At 50.9% G+C, this 20,935-nt stretch carries 19 protein-coding genes and 2 tRNA genes; 3 read left to right on the top strand and 18 right to left on the bottom strand.

The genetic code is table 11. The annotated features are described in order from the left end of the window. Positions 1–65: 65 nt before the first annotated feature. Positions 66–950, bottom strand: coding sequence for a LysR family transcriptional regulator (locus tag PZA18_RS12310; protein ID WP_284101140.1), 885 nt, complete (start codon positions 948–950; stop codon positions 66–68). Positions 951–1,036: 86 nt separating this feature from the next. Here PZA18_RS12310 and PZA18_RS12305 point away from each other — a divergent pair, with 86 nt between their 5' ends. Both PZA18_RS12305 and PZA18_RS12300 read left to right on the top strand, forming a co-directional pair. After that, positions 1,037–1,711, top strand: coding sequence for a glutathione S-transferase family protein (locus PZA18_RS12305; RefSeq protein WP_284101139.1), 675 nt, complete (start codon positions 1,037–1,039; stop codon positions 1,709–1,711). 33 nt (positions 1,712–1,744) lie between these two features. Further along, positions 1,745–2,056 carry a hypothetical protein gene (locus tag PZA18_RS12300; protein ID WP_284101138.1) on the top strand — a complete coding sequence of 104 codons (312 nt, stop codon included), beginning with the start codon at positions 1,745–1,747 and terminating at the stop codon, positions 2,054–2,056. Positions 2,057–2,130: 74 nt separating this feature from the next. On the opposite strand, the gene PZA18_RS12295 is transcribed toward PZA18_RS12300, so the two are convergent. Then, complete coding sequence (locus PZA18_RS12295) at positions 2,131–3,027, bottom strand: LysR family transcriptional regulator (RefSeq protein WP_284101137.1); 897 nt, start codon at positions 3,025–3,027, stop codon at positions 2,131–2,133. A 146-nt stretch (positions 3,028–3,173) separates the two neighbouring features. Here PZA18_RS12295 and PZA18_RS12290 point away from each other — a divergent pair, with 146 nt between their 5' ends. Continuing rightward, the gene (locus PZA18_RS12290) at positions 3,174–4,112 is read left to right on the top strand and encodes an SMP-30/gluconolactonase/LRE family protein (protein WP_284101136.1); all 939 of its coding nucleotides are present in this window, start codon (positions 3,174–3,176) and stop codon (positions 4,110–4,112) included. 140 nt (positions 4,113–4,252) lie between these two features. Here the strand turns inward: PZA18_RS12290 and PZA18_RS12285 are convergent, their stop codons facing one another. From PZA18_RS12285 to PZA18_RS12210, 16 genes are all read right to left on the bottom strand, one after another. Then, complete coding sequence (locus tag PZA18_RS12285) at positions 4,253–5,068, bottom strand: hypothetical protein (protein WP_284101135.1); 816 nt, start codon at positions 5,066–5,068, stop codon at positions 4,253–4,255. A gap of 83 nt (positions 5,069–5,151) precedes the next feature. Continuing rightward, complete coding sequence (locus PZA18_RS12280) at positions 5,152–6,570, bottom strand: hypothetical protein (RefSeq protein WP_284101134.1); 1,419 nt, start codon at positions 6,568–6,570, stop codon at positions 5,152–5,154. A gap of 263 nt (positions 6,571–6,833) precedes the next feature. Next, positions 6,834–9,677, bottom strand: coding sequence for an excinuclease ABC subunit UvrA (gene uvrA, locus PZA18_RS12275; protein WP_284101133.1), 2,844 nt, complete (start codon positions 9,675–9,677; stop codon positions 6,834–6,836). A 204-nt stretch (positions 9,678–9,881) separates the two neighbouring features. Further along, positions 9,882–9,958 (bottom strand) — tRNA-Pro (locus PZA18_RS12270). A gap of 53 nt (positions 9,959–10,011) precedes the next feature. Further along, positions 10,012–10,395 carry a MerR family transcriptional regulator gene (locus PZA18_RS12265; RefSeq protein WP_284101132.1) on the bottom strand — a complete coding sequence of 128 codons (384 nt, stop codon included), beginning with the start codon at positions 10,393–10,395 and terminating at the stop codon, positions 10,012–10,014. Next, on the bottom strand, positions 10,358–10,678 hold the full coding sequence (locus tag PZA18_RS12260; RefSeq protein WP_284101131.1) for an integration host factor subunit alpha: 321 nt from the start codon (positions 10,676–10,678) through the stop codon (positions 10,358–10,360). The genes PZA18_RS12265 and PZA18_RS12260 overlap by 38 nt, the downstream gene beginning before the upstream one ends. A 38-nt stretch (positions 10,679–10,716) precedes the next feature. Then, entirely contained in the window at positions 10,717–13,077 is a 2,361-nt protein-coding gene (pheT, locus tag PZA18_RS12255; RefSeq protein WP_284101130.1) for a phenylalanine--tRNA ligase subunit beta, read from the bottom strand. Between the two features lie 39 nt (positions 13,078–13,116). Then, the gene (pheS, locus tag PZA18_RS12250; RefSeq protein WP_308447374.1) at positions 13,117–14,115 is read right to left on the bottom strand and encodes a phenylalanine--tRNA ligase subunit alpha; all 999 of its coding nucleotides are present in this window, start codon (positions 14,113–14,115) and stop codon (positions 13,117–13,119) included. 117 nt (positions 14,116–14,232) lie between these two features. Next, positions 14,233–14,592: a 50S ribosomal protein L20 gene (gene rplT, locus PZA18_RS12245; RefSeq protein WP_284101128.1), complete on the bottom strand. Its 360-nt coding sequence runs from the start codon at positions 14,590–14,592 to the stop codon at positions 14,233–14,235. A 19-nt stretch (positions 14,593–14,611) separates the two neighbouring features. Next, the gene (gene rpmI, locus PZA18_RS12240; RefSeq protein WP_284101127.1) at positions 14,612–14,809 is read right to left on the bottom strand and encodes a 50S ribosomal protein L35; all 198 of its coding nucleotides are present in this window, start codon (positions 14,807–14,809) and stop codon (positions 14,612–14,614) included. A 114-nt stretch (positions 14,810–14,923) separates the two neighbouring features. Continuing rightward, positions 14,924–15,445, bottom strand: coding sequence for a translation initiation factor IF-3 (gene infC, locus PZA18_RS12235; RefSeq protein ID WP_284101152.1), 522 nt, complete (start codon positions 15,443–15,445; stop codon positions 14,924–14,926). 49 nt (positions 15,446–15,494) lie between these two features. Beyond that, positions 15,495–17,387 (bottom strand): threonine--tRNA ligase, encoded by a 1,893-nt coding sequence (gene thrS / locus PZA18_RS12230; protein ID WP_284101126.1) that lies wholly within the window; start codon positions 17,385–17,387, stop codon positions 15,495–15,497. A gap of 82 nt (positions 17,388–17,469) precedes the next feature. Further along, positions 17,470–17,546 (bottom strand) — tRNA-Val (locus PZA18_RS12225). Between the two features lie 48 nt (positions 17,547–17,594). Further along, positions 17,595–17,906 (bottom strand): DUF2818 family protein, encoded by a 312-nt coding sequence (locus PZA18_RS12220; RefSeq protein WP_284101125.1) that lies wholly within the window; start codon positions 17,904–17,906, stop codon positions 17,595–17,597. Positions 17,907–17,944: 38 nt separating this feature from the next. Beyond that, a complete protein-coding gene (nuoN, locus tag PZA18_RS12215) occupies positions 17,945–19,399 on the bottom strand; it encodes an NADH-quinone oxidoreductase subunit NuoN (protein ID WP_284101124.1) in 1,455 nt (484 codons plus the stop codon). After that, positions 19,396–20,931, bottom strand: a complete 1,536-nt coding sequence (locus tag PZA18_RS12210) for a complex I subunit 4 family protein (protein ID WP_284101123.1) — start codon at positions 20,929–20,931, stop codon at positions 19,396–19,398. The genes nuoN and PZA18_RS12210 overlap by 4 nt, the downstream gene beginning before the upstream one ends. Between the last annotated feature and the right edge of the window lie 4 nt (positions 20,932–20,935).

Below are 20,935 nucleotides of genomic sequence, written 5' to 3'. Positions count from 1 at the left end.
TTTTCAGAGGGGGCAATGGCGGCTGGGCTGCAAGCCGTGCTGCTACGGCTTCCCGGCTCGCTTGGTCAATCCAGCTTGAGTCGCTCTGCCAGCCAGGTGTATACGGTTGAAACCCGCCTCAGATGACGAGACTCAGGATGTGCCAGCAGCCACAGCTCCGTTTCAGCTTCGTCGATTGGGTTGCCGATAGCCCGTAAGTCCGATCGTTTATCCGCCAGAAACTGCGGCAATACCCCCACACCCAAGCCCTGAGCAACCAGCTCTGCTACCGACAGAATGCTGTCCACTTGATAGGTTGGCTGTATCTTGGGGAAATGCTTTTTGCGCCATAGCACCGAAGGATGGTCTGGTAGCGCACGGTCGGGGCTCACCCACGGCTCCTGTCCGGCCAAGGCATGCTCTGTGCTCTGTATCGAACTCGCCTTTGCCGCGTAAAGGGCAACCCGGATCGCGCCTAGACGCCGGCCTATCAGGTGCTGCGGCGGACGGCGCGTGGCACGCAGTGCGATGTCCACATCGCGTCGGCTCAGATTTGCCAACGCATTCCCCGTTTCCAGCTCGAAAGCCAATCCGGGGTGCTGGCTGCCCAGATCGACAAGCAAGGGCGCCAGCAAACCATGCAGCAAGGTATCGGTGGTACTGAGGCAAACCAAGCCGCTGACTTGGTCCGACCCGAGTAGCGCCTCGGCACGCGCCGCTTCCAGCACCACCTCCAGCTGCTCGGCATGCGCGGCCAGTTGCCGGGCCAATTCCAGTCCTTGGTACCCAGTGCGTGATCTCACAAACAACGGCTGCCCCAAGCCACGTTCTAATCGCTGCACCGCCCGGAATACCGTTGAGGCATCGACGCCCAGTCTTTCTCCCGCAGCCGCCAGATTGCCGGCTCTTTGCAAGGCCAGCACCACTTCCAGATCAGCTGCTGCCAGTCTGTATTGCGTTTTTGCATTCATACACTGCCAATACGCTAATTTTCATTGCGATTTATCAAACATAGAGTGTGGTGATCATTTCAGTCCAGACTTCACAGGAGAACACCATGCCAGCCTCACTGAATCTCTACAGTCATGTGTTATGCCCTTATGTGCAACGGGTTGCGATTGTGTTGCATGAGAAAGGTGCCGCCTTCAAACGCCATGACATCGACCTTGCCAACAAGCCGGACTGGTTTTTGCGACTATCGCCGCTGGGCAAGACACCTGTCCTGTTAGCGGATGATCAGCCGGTATTCGAGTCAGCAGTGATTTGTGAATACCTTGAAGACACCCTGCAGCCTTCCCTGCACCCGGCGGAGCCCTTGCTGCGCGCCCGCCATCGGGCCTGGGTAGAGTTTGGCTCGTCGGTACTCAACCAGATCGGCGCTTTTTACAATGCACAAGACCAGGCCGCTCTGGCTGACAAGGCCCGGGCATTGCGCCAGAGCTTTGAGCGACTGGAGGCGGAGCTGGCCAATGGGCCCTATTTCTCTGGCAATGACTTCTGTATGGTCGATGCAGCGTTTGGTCCGGTTTTCCGCTACTTTGAAGTATTCGACCAGATTGCCGATTTCGGCTTTTTCAGCGGCTTACCCAAGGTCAACACCTGGCGCCAAGCCTTGGCCCACCGCCCCTCTGTGCAGCAGGCCGCCCACGCCGAGTACGCCGGGCGCTTACAGGCCTTCCTGCGGGCCCGAGGCTCAGCACTCTCGTCGCAGATGACCGAAGCGGTCGCCTAACACAGTAGTCGCCACTTGCCCGATGTCTTCACCATGCCCACCGACAGCCGACCACCCCAGCCTTCGCTCCCGACGCGCCTGCTGCTGTTCTGCCTGTGCGGCGGCACAGGGCTGTTCATTATCCTGACCTATGCCGGCATCGTTCCGTGGAAACCCTCGGGCCGCTGCCGGGCTATTTTTTGCGATCCTTATCACTGGCAGGTGCTCTGCTTCGGCATTACGTTTTTCTGTGCGGGAAGCGCCTTTGTGTTGCCCCGCCGTTGGCACCGGGTTGGCCAGCTCAATGGGCTCTGCCTGCTGATTGCACTGCTGGCCGGCCTGACGGGTAGCTTCCTATTCCGCTGATCTTCGCCAGGCTCTGTTGTGGTTTTGTTTCCCGGTCCGGAAATAAAATGTCAACAGAGCCTGGCACCCAGCCCTCATTTGTTAAAGCCCGGCAATTGCTGCAAGGCTTTCGATAGCTCCGGCAGGAAATGGTCAATCCGGTGCGGCCTGACGCGCATCATCAATAAGGCATTGACTGGCCAGACGGGCAAAGCCCAGTCCGGCAGCAGACGCACCAGCCTCCCGGTTTGCAGAGCGTCGGCAACCAGATATTCATGAATGGCACCATAGCCGCGACCGGCCAATAAGGCATCTCGCAATGCCAACGCGCTATCCACCTCATAAGCCGCGCGTCGGTCCACTTCCACCACAGCCCCCTCAGGCCCGGTCAGCTTGGTCGGCCCGACTCTTGCCAGCGCGACTCTGGGCAGCGATGCCAGATCGTCTGGGTGGCGTGGACGCCAAATCGTCGGCAGTAGGGCAGGTGCGACCACCAGCGACTCCCGCAGCCCACCAAGAGGCCGAACCAACATGGCGGAATCTGCGAGACGACCAATACGAATCGCCACATCCACCCCTTCTTCCAGCAGGTTGACCTGGCGCTCGGACAGCAACAGGCGGATGCGCAACTCCGGGTATCGTTTGCCGTATTCAAGTAGAAAGGGGTTCAGTACCGCATGACCAAACCCGACTGGGCCTGCAATGGTGATCAGCCCCTGCATGGTTTGCTCGGCCGACTGCACACGGTCGGCCAGCTCAGCTTCTGATCGGAGGATCGACTTGGCGTAGTCGTAGACTTGTTGTCCTGCGGCCGTAATCTGCAAACTTCGCGTGGTACGCGTCAACAACACCGCGCGATAGCGTGCTTCCAGCTCCTGCAAATGCCGGCTGACCGTAGCCTGCGACAGATCCAGATCAATCGCCGCTCCCGACACACTGCCTCGCTCCACCACTCGACAATAGGTACTAAAGCAAGCGAGTAGATCGCTCATGGTAACTCCTTGGGCGCTGCGGGTGGTGGCTGCCCTATTCTCAATTTATTCAAGATACGGATAAATAATATCCACATATCCACGTTTAATCGCCATTTGAAGCTTGCCACAATAGCTGCACATCAACACACCTTATGGAGCAGACCATGTCAGCACAAACCCTCAAGCCCCTCGCCCTGCTTGCCACCGTCCTCGTTGCCAGCAGCCTGGCCCCGAAAACCCTGGCCGCCGACCTTTGCGACAGCCTGCTGGCTGAAACCGCACCGCGTCTGATCGCCACGGGCTTTCAATATACCGAGGGTCCGACTTGGGATGCTCAGCACCAGCGCTTTGTGTTCAGCGATATTCCGGCCAACACGGTCTACTCGCTCAAACTGGATGGCAAGGCAGAAGTCCTGCTCAAGCCTTCCGGCTTTGCCAACGGCAATGCCTTCGACAGCGCCGGCAATCTGTGGAGCGCCCGGCACGACCGCAAGGTTGTCAAAACCGGCAGTGATGGCACGGCTCAGGTCGAGATCAGCACCTATGACGGCAAGAAGCTGAATAGCCCGAATGATCTGGTTGTCGCCAAGGATGGCGCCGTCTGGTTTACCGATCCGCCCTTCGGCATTCAGGGTTATGGTCCGGAAAAGGCCGACGAGGAGCAAACCGCCCGCGGCATCTATCGGGTGAAGGATGGCAAGGTGGAACGTATGAGTGGCGACCTGAAGTTGCCAAACGGACTGGCCTTCTCGCGGGATCAGAAGTCGTTATATGTCGGTGATACATCCGATGGCACCGTCTACCGCTTCAAGCTGGCACGCGACGGGAAGCTGACCGAGAAGACACCGTTTGCCAAAGTAGAACCCGCTGCCGGCAAAACCCCGATGGTGGACGGCATCCGCATCGACCAGAAAGGCAATCTCTGGGCAACAGGACCAGAAAGCATTGGGGTATTCAACGCCAAGGGTAGCCTGCTCTGCCGCATTGATATGCCCGGCGCCCATGTCAGCAATCTGGCCTTCGGCGGCAAAGATGGCAAGGATCTGCTGATTACCTACAGTGATCGCATCATGGCCCTGCGCACCAAGGTTGCCGGTAACTGAGCATCGATGGGAGAGGCTTGCGCTCTCCATCCTTCCCAGTCAATCATCGCCCAACAAAAAGGCCCGTCATCAAGACGGGCCTTTGTTTTGCGTAAACACGCAGTGGGCATCAGCATCACACCGTCAAAACATTGCGACACCTATTTGCCGGGCGTCCCGCCATTCTGACCAATGACCTTCAGTGCATCTTCTATCTTCATCAAAGGCAGCATCTGGCGGCCGTTGTAGAGGTAGAGCATGCCTTCCTGCTCAGCCAAGCAAGTACTGCCGATGTAGCAACGCGTGTAGAACGAACCTTTGGCTATCGGTTTGAACACCGCGCCGATATTCGCTTCCACCCAGTCGAACACTTTATCGGCGTTGGCATTGGGTTGTGGCTGAGGGTTGGATGACGAGAATACCGCCGTACCATTGAGCACTTTGCGGGCTTCAACGTGGCTGGTGCCATTCGGTATCGCTTGGGTGCCCGGTGTGCGCAGCTGAGCAAACCAGGTAACCGTGTCATACCGGTAAATCACCCGGCCACTCTGGTCAACAATCGGCTTAGGCGATTCAGCACTGGGGGCAAAGGTCACCATCAGCTTGCAGCTTTCGTTGGCCGCCAGAATCTTGCCATCGCAGTCATCCTGCTCAATCCGGAACATGCTCGCGTTGGGCAGCGGACAATTAAGGGCCAAACAGGTAGCAAGATTATCCGAAGACAGCTCTGCCTTACCCATTGTTACCTTGCCCGCCTCCTCCTTCGTTGGCTTGTAGGTAACGACCAGGGTTTTGCTGGTCTTTTCACCACCTTTGACTTTGCCGTAGTCAAAACCATCCGGCGAGGTTAATTCGATCTCATCTTTCGCAAAGCTGATACCGCCCCCCGGACCACCCGGATTCGGACCAAGCTCTGCCTGCGCCAGACTTGCACTGACAGCCAGACCCAACAAACACCATTTGAACGGAATGCTCATGATTTTCCTCCTGAGAAAATCTGTGTTTATCCACTGTGCATAGCATCTGTCATCTGTAAGCGGTAGTTCAGCCTGACGAGAGGTCAGCGCGGCGGATAGACCTGTCCGTATCGCTTGCCGTTCAGCATGTCTTGCACGTTAGCACCATAGCCCGCATAGACGACGACATCACCCAAACCGGCAATATTCACACCCTGCAGGATAGGGATGTCATGACTGCCCAGTAACACACTCGAATGAGCCGGCACTTCCAGGCCGTTGACCGGTCGCCATCCGGTACTGGTCAGCGCATAGAAATTGCGAAGTACAGGAACCCAGGCGGCCACAAACAGTTGGCCATTGCCGCCCTTGTCGGCCGCAGCCACATCAATATGGGCATCCAGCGTCAGCGAACTACTGCTACCCGCTACTTTGCCGTTGAAGCTGGCAGCAGTTCCGCCGGTGCCGTTATCTTCGGGCGGCACTCTGGCTGAGTTGACATCAAAGCCCGTTCTGCGCTGAACTGGCGAGAGATCAACCGCCTCGAATGCGGTATGCGGCACCGACTGCACTTGCGAGATCGTCACCTCTTCCCACTTTGCACTCGGCTCGCCCTGGATATACATATCCGAGCCACCGTCGGCGATATACATGCCATAGCGCTTGAGTGCCGTCAGAATGGCCTTGGATTGGGTATTGAAAGTCGAAGGAATCACATAATCCGCCTTCAACCGAAAAAGCTGCCCCATCGGTGGACGGGTTTCAGCGTTGTCCCCATTATTGGTAAGGTGGGTCGCCGGCCAGGTGTAGCTGTTGCGGATCTTGGATGATTGGATAGTAAAGCGCAGCGCGTGGTTGATCTCACCACTACTTGCTTCATCAGCCCTGAGCAACAGCGGCAGGATGGGAAAGCCTGCCGCGTCAGAGGATGTCCATCCTGCTGGGCGCAAAGCATTCGACTTCAAGTCAAACCGGGCCGAGGACAGGATGTCCCATCCGCCCCCAATGTGCGGGTAGGAATGGTAGGTTTCCCACAGCACACAGCTATCCTTGTTCAGCGTCAGAATATGGTGATCACCATAGTTCGCGGGATTGGTTTCGATTCCCCCTTCAACCAGAGGGCTGGCAGGAATCGGAATGAGTGGCTGAGCAACGTTGACGCAGGGAGAGGCGAAGGAGTGATCCGCCTTGGCACAATCGCTTTCATCAGGCCAACCATCGGTATAAAACACGGGCTGCCAGGTGATGGCGCCGCCAGAAACCACGTTGTATGGAATCCCGTAATACTCGCTGCTCTTCATGTCTTCCGACATGCCAAGATCCAGATGCAGCTTGCGAGTGGCACTATTGATTCGGGTAATGAAATCCACCGAATGCGGATGGACGGGCAAAGAATCAATGCGGGTATTGAAAATATGATCTGCGGGAAAAATCTGGCAGCCGCTGATACTGGGTGGCGCCGCCACAACGGATACGGCACAACATGCCGCCCCCACAAACCCAAGAGAAGTCAGACGAGACATGGCATTTCCTCCAGCACAGGATATTCAATCCAGTGTGCCAGAATATGCCATTAGAATGATGTGGAAAAGTTACGTGAAAATTTGTCGAATTCCCGACAAATGGCAAAACAAGCACTTACTCGTCAGCAGCGAAGAAGCCAAGACCGGAGTACCGCCCAAAGACCACTCAAACACCTAGCGCACCGGTCATAACGATTGGCCATATGCAACCGGTGGGCGCTGTTAAGGTTTTAGATAAAAACTTCAACAGCGCCCAAGCCCCTTTACAGCAACTTTTTCAGATACGCCCCTGTATAGCTACGCGGATTTTTGGCAACCTGCTCTGGTGTACCCGTTGCAATGATTTCGCCCCCACCCGCGCCACCCTCCGGCCCCAAATCAACAATCCAGTCCGCCGTTTTGATAACGTCCAGATTGTGCTCAATCACCACCACGGTATTTCCGTGCTCGCGCAAGCGGTGCAACACTTTCAACAGCAGATCTATGTCATGGAAATGCAGCCCTGTTGTTGGCTCATCCAGAATGTACAAAGTCCTTCCGGTATCGCGCTTGGACAGCTCCAGCGCCAACTTGACCCGTTGCGCCTCGCCACCCGACAAAGTCGTCGCACTCTGCCCCAGCCGAATGTAGCCCAAGCCGACATCAATCAGGGTAGAAAGCTTGCGGGCAATTGAAGGGACTGCAGAGAAAAATTCATGTGCGTGTTCGACCGTCATTTCCAGCACTTCGGTAATGTTCTTTCCCTTGTACTGGACTTCAAGCGTCTCCCGGTTGTAGCGCTTGCCGTGGCAAACATCGCACGGTACGTACACGTCCGGCAGAAAGTGCATTTCCACCTTAATCACGCCATCGCCCTGGCAAGCCTCACAGCGACCGCCCTTTACGTTGAAGCTGAAGCGCCCCGGCCCATAGCCGCGCTCCCGGGCCATAGGAACCCCGGCATAAAGATCGCGGATCGGCGTAAACAAACCCGTATAGGTAGCTGGGTTGGAGCGTGGGGTACGCCCAATCGGACTTTGATCGACATTGATCACTTTGTCGAATTGTTCAATACCAACGATTTCGTCATGAGGCGCCGGCTCTTCATTCGAGCCATACAGCGCACGCGCCACGGCACAGTAGAGCGTATCGTTGATCAGCGTAGACTTTCCCGAGCCAGAAACCCCGGTAATGCAAACCAATAAGCCCAGCGGCAGAGCCATATTCACGTGCTTCAGATTATTGCCGCGGGCTCCTTTGATGCTGAACCACCGGTTTGGATCGGCAGCGCGGCGCTCCTTCGGCACTTCAATCTTGCGCCGCCCAGACAGAAACTGCCCCGTCACCGAATGCTCGCAAGCCATGATCTCATCCGGCACGCCAATTGCCAGAACCTCACCGCCGTGCTCGCCAGCCCCCGGCCCCATGTCCACCAGACAATCTGCTGCGCGAATAGCATCCTCATCATGCTCAACAACAATGACGGAATTTCCCAGATCGCGTAGACGCATCAACGTCGCCAGAAGCCGATCGTTATCCCGCTGATGCAGGCCAATCGACGGCTCATCCAGCACATACATCACTCCAGTCAGGCCAGAACCAATTTGTGATGCCAAACGAATACGTTGCGCTTCTCCGCCAGACAAGGTATCGGCAGATCGGTCCAACGACAGATAGTCCAGACCCACATTCACCAGAAAGCCCACGCGATCCCGGATTTCCTTGACGATCTTTTCTGCAATCTGAGCCTTTGCTCCCTCAAATTGCACTTGCTCAAAAAAGCGGGCCGTATCTCTTAGTGCCAATTGAGCCAGCTGATGCAGATTCTGCCCCCCAACCCGCACATGCCTTGCCTCCTGCCGCAGACGTGCACCGCCACAGCTAGGACATGGTTGATTGTTGAGGAATTTGGCAAGCTCTTCGCGCACAGCAACTGAGTCTGTCTCGCGATAACGACGCTCCAGGTTGGGGATGATCCCTTCGAATGCATGCAAGCGCTCAAATTTGCTACCGCGTTCGTTCAGATAGACAAAGCGGATTTCCTCATGGCCGGAACCATGCAGAACTACCTGACGTACGGACTCTGGCAGTTCTTCAAACGGCGTCTCGACATCGAACCCGTAATGTTCAGCCAGGGCTGTCAACATCTGGAAGTAAAACTGATTGCGCTTATCCCAACCTTTGATCGCTCCTGCCGCCAAAGACATATGCGGTAAAGCGACAACGCGCTTTTCATCGAAGAATTGGATTGCTCCCAGGCCATCACACTTCGGGCAAGCTCCCATGGGGTTGTTGAACGAAAACAATCGAGGCTCAAGCTCTGGCAAGCTATAGGCGCAAACCGGACATGCAAATTTTGCTGAAAACCAATGCTCTTTGCCGGAATCCACTTCCACCGCAATCGCCCGACCATCCGCATGACGCAATGCCGTCTCAAAGGACTCAGCCAGCCGCTGTTTGAGGTCTTGCCTGACCTTCAAGCGATCAATGACAACCTCAATGGTATGCTTCTTGTTCTTCTCCAGCTTGGGAACACTGTCGATCTCGTAGACTTCGCCATCCACTCGTACACGGACAAAGCCCTGCGCCCGTAACTCATCAAACAGATCAAGGTTTTCGCCCTTTCGCCCCATCACTAGCGGCGCCATCACCATGAGCTTGGTATCCTCGGGTAAGGCCAGCACATGATCAACCATCTGACTAACCGTTTGTACCGTCAGCGGCTGGTTGTGGTCCGGGCAATATGGATCGCCCACACGAGCAAAGAGCAAGCGCAGGTAGTCATGAATTTCGGTGACCGTCCCAACGGTTGATCTAGGATTATGGCTGGTAGCTTTTTGCTCGATGGAAATCGCAGGGGACAAGCCCTCAATCAGATCAACATCAGGCTTCTCCATCAGCTGAAGAAACTGTCTTGCATAGGCAGAAAGCGATTCAACATACCGTCGCTGGCCCTCTGCATACAGGGTGTCAAACGCCAAGGATGACTTGCCAGATCCCGACAAACCGGTAATCACCACAAGCTTGTGGCGAGGCAAATCTAGATTGATATTCTTGAGATTATGAGTACGCGCACCGCGAATCCTGATTAGATCACGGCTGCTATCATCGACGGGCCTGTAGGACATGGCAAAATCGGTCGGTCATGGGCAACTCGCTAATATACCAAGTTTCGACCCCATTACCTCAACTTGCCGTCAGACCACTGGAGTTTCTTTGTGCCCGCTTACACAAGCAGAACCGGCAGTAAATAAGCTACGAAGCAAATTGAAATCCTCAGCACAAAAACAAAAAGGCCAACCAAGTTTGGTTAGCCTTTTCATTAAACTGAGTGGTCGGGGCGAGAAGATTCGAACTTCCGACCCCCTGCACCCCATGCAGGTGCGCTACCGGGCTGCGCTACGCCCCGACCGAAGAAAGAAGAGTATAGCCAATTTTTTAGAGTAAGCCAAGCAAAGATCGCTACTGATTTAACTCGATTAAAATTAACCGCAGTTCCTGCCGCAACTCAGCAAGCGACATGGTCGGCGCACTGCCGGCGAGATCTTCATCCTCAGCTCCAATGATCAAGTGATCAAGCTTATTGCGCGCCCCGCAAATAGTAAAACCTTCCTCATAAAGCAGGGTGCGAATACGCCGAACCAATAAGACTTCATGGTGTTGGTAATACCGCCGATTGCCCCGTCGTTTTACTGGCCTTAACTGGGTGAACTCTTGCTCCCAATAGCGCAGAACATGCGGCTTCACCCCACACAACTCACTTACCTCACCAATGGTGAAATAGCGCTTGGCGGGTATGGGTGGCAGATCAATTTTCGGCAACAGGGATTCCTGATGTTGATGCATAGTGATCTTCTACCATGCCCTTCAACTTCTGACTGGCATGAAAGGTTACGACACGCCGAGCGGAGATTGGAATCTCCTCTCCGGTTTTCGGATTCCTGCCCGGCCGCTGCGGTTTGTCTCGTAGTTGAAAGTTGCCAAAACCAGACAACTTAACACTATCGCCAGACTCAAGCGAAAGTCGAATTTCCTCAAAGAACGCTTCCACCATATCTTTGGCTTCACGTTTATTGAGCCCCACCCTGTCGAACAACATATCGGCAAGTTCAGCTTTGGTTAACGTCATATTGCAATCCAGAGATGCCAATACTAAAAGAGATACGCTTACGCTCTGAGCGTAGCGCCGAAGCGTTGCTGTAATTCAGCAATCAAAGAAGACATGACCGACTCAACTTCTTCATCAGTCAAAGTTTTCCGAGTATCTTGCAATATCACCTTGAATGCAAGGCTCTTTTTGTTATCGGGAATACCCTTTCCCTTATACAAATCGAACACATTGATTTCAGTGACGATTGCCGATGCCCTCTGATACATCGAATTCAGCATATCCTCAACTTTGACCACTTCATCCACCAGCACCGCGATATCACGTCTCACCTGTTGGAATTTTGAAACAGCCATAGCCCTTATTCTACTTCTGCACCTCAATGCATCCAGAGACAGTTCCGCTACAACTGGTGGTGTATTCAGATCATACTTTTGAACCCAACGAGGGTGTAATTCACCAATAAACCCGATAGAAGTTCCATCGAGAATTATCGCGGCCGCCCGCCCCGGATGCAGCGAAGGATGCTCACACGCAACAAAGCTAGCTTTGCGGGGTGCAAGCAAAGCTTCAATGTCTGCTTTTATATCAAAGAAATCCACGGGTGCATCTTGCCCCCCCCATTGCTCTTGCTCACGTCCACCCCAAGCAAGCAGCGCCAACTTTTCGGGCTGCAGCAACTGATCGGCCTCTTTAATAAATACGCGAGAAATCTCGAATAAGCGTACGCGCGGCTGCTTGCGATTGATGTTATATGACAAGTTCGAAACCAAACCACCAATCAAGGTCGAGCGCATCACACTCATATGACTGGCAATCGGGTTAACCACTTTCAACGAATCAGTACGCCCACCAAAATCAGCCTCCCAAGATTGATCGACAAATGCGTAATTAATTACTTCCTGATACTCCCGGAGCGCGACCATGGTGCGTAAAGCATCAATATCGCGAGCTTCCGCAGGAGACTCCAACATAACCGCGCGACACAACGCCGGCTTAACCGGAATAGCATCATACCCATGCAGCCGAGCAACCTCTTCAATCAAGTCCTCTTCAATTTCGATGTCAAATCGATAGCTAGGCGGGGTGACATGCACGACGTCATTCTCAATAAGACAACACATCCCCAGGCGGCTTAAAAGCGCAGAAACCTCGACCACAGTAAAATCCAACCCGAGCACTTTACTCACGCGGGCCGCTCGAACCGACACAGACGGGCGTTCATGAATGGGTGCTGACACATCGGTAATAGGGCCAGCACTTCCTCCGCAAATCTCCAGAATCAACGCAGACGCCCGCTCCAAAGCAAGCACACAGTTTGCGTAGTCCACCCCTCGTTCAAAACGGTGGCTAGACTCTGACCCAAAGCCAAGAAGACGGGACTTCCCTTGAATAACTTGAGGGCTAAAGAATGCACTCTCCAACAATATATTGCGCGTATCGGTGGAAATAGCACTCTGTTCGCCACCCATAATTCCCGCCAATGCCAAAGGCCCCGACTCGTCCGCAATAACAAGCAAATCGGATGTCAGATTCAAATCCTTTTGATTGAGCAAGCGTATGGATTCGCCCTCTTTGCCAAAGCGCACCACAACTTCGCCTTCAAGCTTGTCAAGGTCAAAGGCATGCATTGGTTGACCCATTTCAAGTAGCACATAGTTCGTCACATCAACGAGTATCGACAAGCTCCTAATACCGCTTCGCTCAAGCCGCTGCTTCATCCAAATGGGGGTCGCGACTGCCGCATCAACATTCCTGATGACACGAGTGACGTATCTTGGACAGGCATCCCCAGCTTCGACCCTGACGCCAACTTTATCTTCACAGCTCAATGCGATCTGACTTGGCACCACTCTTGGAGACTCCTGGCCGAGTAAGGCAGCCAATTCTCTAGCAACGCCATTCAGTGACAGGCAGTCTGCGCGATTGGGGGTCAACTTAAGAGTCAAAGCAATATCGTCCAGTTGATAGTACTTTCTGAAGTCCATACCAACCGGCGCCGAATTATCCAACAATAGCAATCCATCCACGCCATCATCCAGTCCCAGCTCGCTCCCTGAACAGAGCATGCCAAATGACTCTATACCACGCACCTTGGCCTGCTTAATATGAAAATCACCCGGAAGTTCTGCCCCAACCAGCGCACATGGCACCTTTGCGCCCACGGTTACATTTCGAGCCCCACATACGATCTGGAGAGGCGTTTGAGTCCCGACACTTACAGTGCATACATTTAATTTATCTGCATTCTCGTGCTTTGAGATAGATAGCACCTCTGCAACAACAACATTCGAAAAATCTTTAGCAACGGGCTCCGCCGCCTCTACCTCCAGCCCGGCCATGGTAAGCATGCTTGCCAGCTGCTCTGTATTCAGATCATTCGGAAGAATTTCACGCAACCAATTTTCAGAAAATTTCATAGCATCTCTCGATCTTTATACTTCAAACTAAAAATCTATTTATTGAAATTGCCTTAGAAAAGCCAAATCATTTTCGAAAAACAGGCGCAAATCATCAACGCCGTAATACAACATAGCAAATCGATCGATACCAATTCCGAACGCAAACCCGGTGTACTTTTCTGGATCGATACCAACATTTCTCAAGACATTAGGGTGCACCATTCCACAACCTCCAACCTCCAACCAGCCATTCTCACCCAACACATCAACCTCTGCCGAAGGTTCTGTAAACGGGAAAAATGAAGGGCGGAATCTAACCTTTAAGTCTGGCTTCTCAAAGAACACTCTTAAGAAATCAATTAGCGTTGCTTTCAAGTCAGAAAAGCTAACATCCGAATCCACCCATAAGCCTTCCATTTGATGGAACATTGGAGAGTGCGTAGCGTCAGAGTCAACACGATATACACGTCCTGGTGCGATAATCTTTATCGGTACCGGATTGTTCAGCATATAGCGAATCTGAATTGGCGATGTATGGGTACGCAATACCATACCATTCCCCCAGGCACCATTCTCGACGTAAAAGGTATCCTGCATCGCCCGAGCAGGATGATTCTTAGGGATATTTAGCGCCTCAAAATTATGGAAGTCAGACTCAACCTCAGGCCCGTCAGCAATTTCGAAACCAACAGACTTGAATATGTCTTGGATGCGCTGCCTGGCAAGCAATACCGGATGCAATCCACCGAGGCCCTTGCCCCGTCCGGGCATTCCAACATCCAGTTGCTCGGACGCCAGTCTCTCAGACAACTCCCGTTTAGCTATACATTCACGCTGCGCGAGAATTGCACTCTCCAGCACTTGCTTAGCCTGATTAACCTCAGCCCCAAAAGCCTTTTTCTCCTCCACTGACATTGAACCAAGCTGCTTTAACAAGCCTGTCAACTCACTGCTCTTCCCAAGGTACTTCGCCTTCATTACGTCAAGCGAGGCGTAATCATTTGCGGAGCAAATACCTTTTAGCCCTTCCTCAAGAATTAAAGAAATCGTTTTCACTTCCATCTCCACAAAACGAAGCTATTAAAAGCATGGGGCAAGATCAAATCATGCAATTACAAGAAAAAAAAAGGAGGCTTTTCGCCCCCTTTTAACTATAAAATCCTAAACCTATAATTACGCTGCGAGGCTCGCCTTAGCTTGCTCAACAATACGCGCAAATGCCGGCTTATCAAAAACTGCTAAGTCAGCCAATACTTTACGATCAACTTCAATCGCAGCCTTCTTCAGCCCATTCATAAAGCGGCTATAAGTCAGGCCTAACTCACGAGTCGCTGCATTGATACGCGCAATCCACAAAGTTCTAAATTGACGCTTACGCTGGCGACGATCACGATAAGCATACTGACCAGCCTTCATGACAGCTTGCTTTGCGATACGGTAAACATTCTTACGACGACCACGATAGCCTTTAGCGAGGGCTAAAACCTTTTTATGGCGAGCGCGTGCGGTAACTCCACGTTTTACACGAGGCATGTCTAAACTCCTTTATCCCTTATGCGTACGGAAGCATGGCACGAACAGATGCCATATTAGTTGGATGCACCATAGTTGTGCCACGCAACTGACGCTTATTCTTAGTGGTTTTTTTGGTCAAAATATGACGCTTAAAAGCCATACTGCGCTTAACACCACCACCACCTAACACTTTTAGCCGCTTTGCAGCGCCGCTCTTAGTCTTCATCTTTGGCATTGCCAAACTCCTTTTAAGTACATAGCACAAGGCGGTGGCAACACCACTCTTTAAGCCTAATGCTATATTTTGCCAACGCACTTCCGGCAGCGTCGCCTCGCCGTAAACAAATCCCTAACTACGCTTCTTAGGCGCCAACATCATCACCATCTGTCGGCCTTCCATCTTTGGAAACTGTTCGACCATGGCAACATCAGCCAAATCCGTTTCAACGCGTTTCAACAAAGCGATACCAAACTCTTGATGAGCCATCTCTCGCCCTCTAAACCGAAGCGTAATTTTGGCTTTATCACCTTCAGTAAGGAACCGAATCAGGTTGCGAAGTTTGACCTGATAGTCCCCTTCATCTGTACCTGGCCGAAACTTTACCTCTTTAACTTGTATCTGCTTTTGCTTAAGCTTCGCTTCATGTCTCTTTTTGCTTTCACGGTACTTAAACTTACCGTAATCCATCAATCGACATACTGGCGGCTGAGCTGTAGGAGCAATTTCAACCAAGTCAACTTCAGCCTCTTCGGCCATCTCCAGAGCTCGGTCCAAACTTACAATACCGAGCTGCTCACCTTCCACTCCGACTAAACGGATCTCACGTGCGGAAATTTCGCCGTTTACCCGTGGTTCCTTATCCTGAGCGATAATCGTATCTCCAAATAAAAATCAAATCACTTGGCTAGTCTTGCCTTGCCTAGCTAATGCCAGCAAAGCCAATAAGAGCACTTACACTCATCTGCCCTAAATCCTTACCATCCCTAGCTCTTACAGCGACCAATTTCTCTGATTTCTCTTTTTCCCCAACCACAACGAGTAGGGGAACTTTTTGCATAGTATGCTCGCGGATTTTATAGCTAATCTTCTCCGCTCTCAAGTCGACTTCTACACGCAGGCCAGCAGCCTCGAGTGTCGACGCCACCTCTAATGCATATTCAGCCTGCCCCTCACTGATACACATAACCGCTACTTGCACCGGGGCCAACCACACAGGGAATGCACCACCATGATTCTCTATTAAAATTCCAATAAAGCGCTCCAGAGACCCCAAAATTGCCCGATGCAACATAACAGGTCGACGGCGACCATTGTCCTCTGCGACATACTCCGCACCTAACCGCTCTGGCAGTACAAAATCTAATTGAAGAGTCCCGCACTGCCAAGATCGACCTAACGCATCTTTAATGTGATACTCAATCTTTGGCCCATAGAAAGCACCTTCACCGGGAAGCTCCTCCCAGGATACTCCGCATGCCGACAAGGCATTTCTGAGCCCATCTTCAGCTTTCTGCCAGACCTCATCTGTGCCGGCACGCTTCTCCGGTCGCAAACTTAATTTGACTGAGACATCTTTAAAGCCAAAAACGTCATAAATATCCATAGCCAGCAAATTAAACGCTTTGGCCTCTTCGACAATCTGAGACTCAGTACAGAATATATGCGCGTCATCCTGTACAAATCCCCTAACACGCATCAAGCCATGCAACGCACCGCTTGGTTCATTTCGATGACAAGCCCCAAATTCGGCTAGACGCATAGGCAGGTCGCGATAAGACCTCAAGCCGTTATTGAAAACCTGAACATGCCCAGGACAGTTCATTGGCTTAACCGCGTAATCGCGCCTTTCGGACTCTGTGGTGAACATATTCTCTCGATAGTTCTCCCAGTGCCCCGACTTCTCCCATAACGAGCGATCCATTACGAGAGGCGTCTTAATTTCCTTATACCCAGATTTTGACAAACGACCTCGCATGTATTGTTCTATCGTTTGCCACAAACTCCAACCCTTTGGATGCCAAAAAACCATTCCAGGCGCTTCATCCTGCAAATGAAACAGATCTAGCTGTTTACCTAGCTTACGGTGATCACGTTTCTCGGCCTCTTCTAACATATGCAGATAGTGATCGAGATCCTCTTTCTTCGTCCATGCAGTACCATATATTCGTTGCAGCATCTCATTACGTGAATCACCACGCCAATATGCACCTGCAACCTTCATCAGCTTAAAATGCTTTATCTTCCCCGTCGAAGGAACGTGGGGGCCACGACATAAATCAGTAAAGTCACCTTCCTTATAAAGAGACAATACCTGATCAGCCGGGATAGACTGGACAATCTCAGCTTTGTACTTCTCTCCAATCCGATTGAAATACTCCACGGCATCATCACGTGAGAGTTCAAATCTATTAACTTCCATATTGAGTTTAGCAAGCTGATGCATCTTGCTCTCAATTAGCTCTAGATCCTCTGGCGTAAATGGTCTCTTATAACTGAAATCATAATAAAATCCATTCTCTATAACCGGACCGATAGTAACTTGAGCCTCCGGGTAGAGCTCCTTCACTGCATAAGCGAGCAGATGCGCTGCGGAGTGACGAATGATCTGAATTGCCTCAGGATCTCTCTCAGTGATGATCGACACCTTCGAGTCTTCGAATATCTTATGTGAAAGATCCACTAATGCGGAATTTACATATCCCGCTACAGCAGCTTTCGCCAATCCAGCCCCGATGGACGAAGCCAGCTCAAAAACGGTAATGGGCCCATCAAAAGCTCGACATGAACCATCCGGAAGAGTGATCGTTATCATATGCGCCTTCTTCATCCGCAATAGACAAAAAAAAAGTGCGGCTATCGCCACACTTTCACTACACATTCGCACTAGCGAATTTTGGTAGGCGCGATTGGACTCGAACCAACGACCCCCACCATGTCAAGGTGGTGCTCTAACCAGCTGAGCTACGCGCCTACTAAAGAAGGCTATTATATCCAGATGCGGCCTGAAGCGCAACAACTTTTAATCCATTTTTCGCTTCTTGATTAGGAAAAACCATACAAAAGCCGGAAAGCTCAACAACAAATACACACAGAATGTGGTCATAAAGAAAGGAATGGCAGCCTTACCATGCAATGGCCCATAATTAACCTCCAAGAAGACCCCCATTGCAATTGCGAGGCAATACCCAACTAAAACTGCAAAAAATGCAAAAACCCATCTCGCTCCACTATTGGTCACAATCAAACAACGCTCAAAAGCAAGTGTAGAGCCTATGGCAAGCAACAGCCACATCAACACCAGCAGCGATTGCACGTTTCCAGCAGCCAACAAGTTAGAGGTCTCCCAAAAACCTAGTAAACTTTAAAACTTTAACCTAATAAAGAAAGGTTTACAGCATCAGCACAAATGGATAAAAAAGGCTGGGGAATCAATCCTGCCACCAGTAAAAGAAGTGCATTTACACTAACAAAGCATTTCAAAGAAAAGGGACTATCAACAACATCCAAATCGGAGTCGTCGAAAAACATTACCTTAACAACCCTAAGATAGTAAAACGCACCAATCAAAGAAAACGCTACTGCCAATACCGCAAGCCAAACGAAACCGTGACTAACGATCGCACTGATAACAGAGAGCTTAGCAAAGAATCCAACAAAAGCAGGAATACCTGCCATAGAGAACATAACCATCAGCATCATCAGCGCCAACCACGGACTGCGCTTCACCAAACCCTTGAAATTAGCTAGATTATCTGACTCAAAACCTGTCCGAGTAAGAGAAAGTAAAATTCCGAACCCAGATATCGTCGTAAATGAATAAACAAGCGCGTAGAAAATCGACGCAGCAACGCCTCCAGCATCCCCAGCAATAAGCCCAAGCAACATGAAACCCATGTGGGATATTGTCGAATAAGCAAGCATACGCTTTATATTCTGCTGCGCAATCGCAGCTACATTACCGACAACAATAGAAGCTACCGACAAAACAATAAGCATGCTTTGCCAATCCACAAAAGCAGCAGGTAAACCTTGCACTAGCAGGCGTATTACAAATGCGACAGCGGCCAGCTTCGGCGCGGACCCAATCAGCATCGTAATAGGCGTAGGAGCTCCCTGATATACATCAGGAACCCACATATGAAATGGAACAGTGCCCAGCTTAAAAGCAATACCCGCTACAATAAAAATCAATCCGAGCACAAGAAAATCACGACTTGTTTGGCCTTGCGCAATCCTTGCCGAAACTTCTGATAAATGCAGACTACCAGTAGCTCCATATAGCATCGACATCCCATAAAGCAACATGCCAGAGGCCAATGCTCCAAGAATAAAGTACTTCATGGATGCTTCGATGGCCAAACTATCATCTTTACGTAACGCAACCATTGCATATAGAGACAGCGACAACAATTCCAAACCCATATACAAGGTAAGGAAGCTAAAAGCAGATGTCATCACAAACATGCCAAGCAGCCCAAACAAGGAGAGGACATAAACCTCCCCTGTAAGCATGGACCGATCTATAAAATACTGCCGCCCGTAGATCAAAACCAAACCAACTAAACAAGCTGAACCAAATTTCAACAAACCAGAAAGCTGATCCACCACATACATACCGGAAAAAACTATTTGAGGAGATTTTACCCCGCCAGCCAAAACTAATATGGCAGCAATTCCCAAGGATAATAAACTAAGCCAATGAGTAACTGCCTTTCTCTGATCTTTACTTACTAAGTCCAACAGCAATATCACACACGCCGAACATAGCAGCCAAAGCTCAGGCTTTAGAAATGTCAAATCCGCACTATTCCAAGGACTAATCATTTCTCTCCACCCTCACGACCAACCTTATACTGACTTGCTTGATAAATAAGCGTATCTACACTCGAATGCAGCTTAGCGCTGAAAAGCCCAGGCAACAAACCCATTCCCAGTACAGAAACAGCCAAAATTGCCAACACAATGAATTCCCGGAAATTCACATCGACCAGCGATTCAACCCCTTCACTGCCTACAGCGCCGAAAACAACCCTCTTGTACATCCATAAGGTATACGCCGCGCCAACGATCAAAGTAATACCAGCTGCGAAGGCAATCCAAAACTGAACTTTAAGAGCACCCATTATCACCAAAAACTCACCAACAAAACCTGACGTTGCAGGCAGACCACAATTTGCCATAGAAAAGAGCAGGAAAAAAGCAGCAAAAATGGGCATACGATTCGCTACTCCTCCGTAGTCAGCAATCTTCCGGCTATGCATGCGGTCGTATAACACTCCAATACAAAAGAACATCGCTGCAGAAACAAACCCGTGAGAAATCATCTGCATTAGAGCGCCTTCTAGCCCATATACGGTAGGCACCCCATCTACATACATAAATGTACCCAGAGTTACAAAACCCATATGAGAAATTGACGAATACGCCACCAATTTCTTCATATCAGTTTGTACAAGGGCAATCAAACCAACATAGACAATAGCTATCAATGACAAGACAACGATTATGCTTCCATACTCTCGCACAGCATCCGGCACAATTGGTAATGCAAACCTCAAAAAGCCATAGGCTCCCAATTTAAGCGTGATGGCTGCCAACACCATTGATCCTCCAGTTGGCGCTTCAACGTGGGCATCCGGCAGCCAAGTGTGAACAGGAAACATCGGTACCTTTACTGCAAATGCAAAAAAGAAAGCTACTAGCAGCAAAGTCTGCGACTTCAAGCTCATACCGGCCACTAAGCCATCCCTCACGCCAAATCGCTGGAATGTGGCAATATCAAATGAACCAGTCTGCTTATATAGCCAAATAAAAGAAACAAGCAACAACAAAGACCCCATAAGGGTATAAAGAAAGAACTTCAAAGAGGCATATACTCTTCTCGGACCACCCCAAACACCGATTATCAAATACATCGGTATCAACATGGCTTCAAAAAAAGCATAAAACAGCATCGCATCTTGCGAGGCAAAAGCACCATTAATTAGCCCGGACATAACCAGAAATGCCGCATGGTAATGAGACACCCTGCTGGTAATGACTTCCCAACCTGCTATTACCACCAAAAAGGTAATAAATGAATTCAATACAACAAAAAACATAGACAAACCATCTACACCTAAATGGTAGTTTATGTTGAATGCGGGTATCCATGATAGAAGCTCAACGAATTGGGGACCACCATGAAGATCCTGAAACCGGAAGTAGAGGGGGAGCGACAGTAAAAATCCTAGGCCTGCACCAAAAACAGATATCACTTTTGCTGTAGCTGGTCGCTGATCCCGCCCAACAGCCAAGACTAAAACGCCAAAGAATATCGGCGTCCATATAATGAAACTAAGCAAATGCTCCAACATGCTC

Origin of the sequence: Parachitinimonas caeni, from assembly GCF_030129945.1 — a bacterium.
Lineage (GTDB): Bacteria > Pseudomonadota > Gammaproteobacteria > Burkholderiales > Chitinimonadaceae > Parachitinimonas > Parachitinimonas caeni.
Note: the sequence above shows the minus strand (reverse complement) of the source record. Positions and strands in the feature narration are given on the sequence as shown.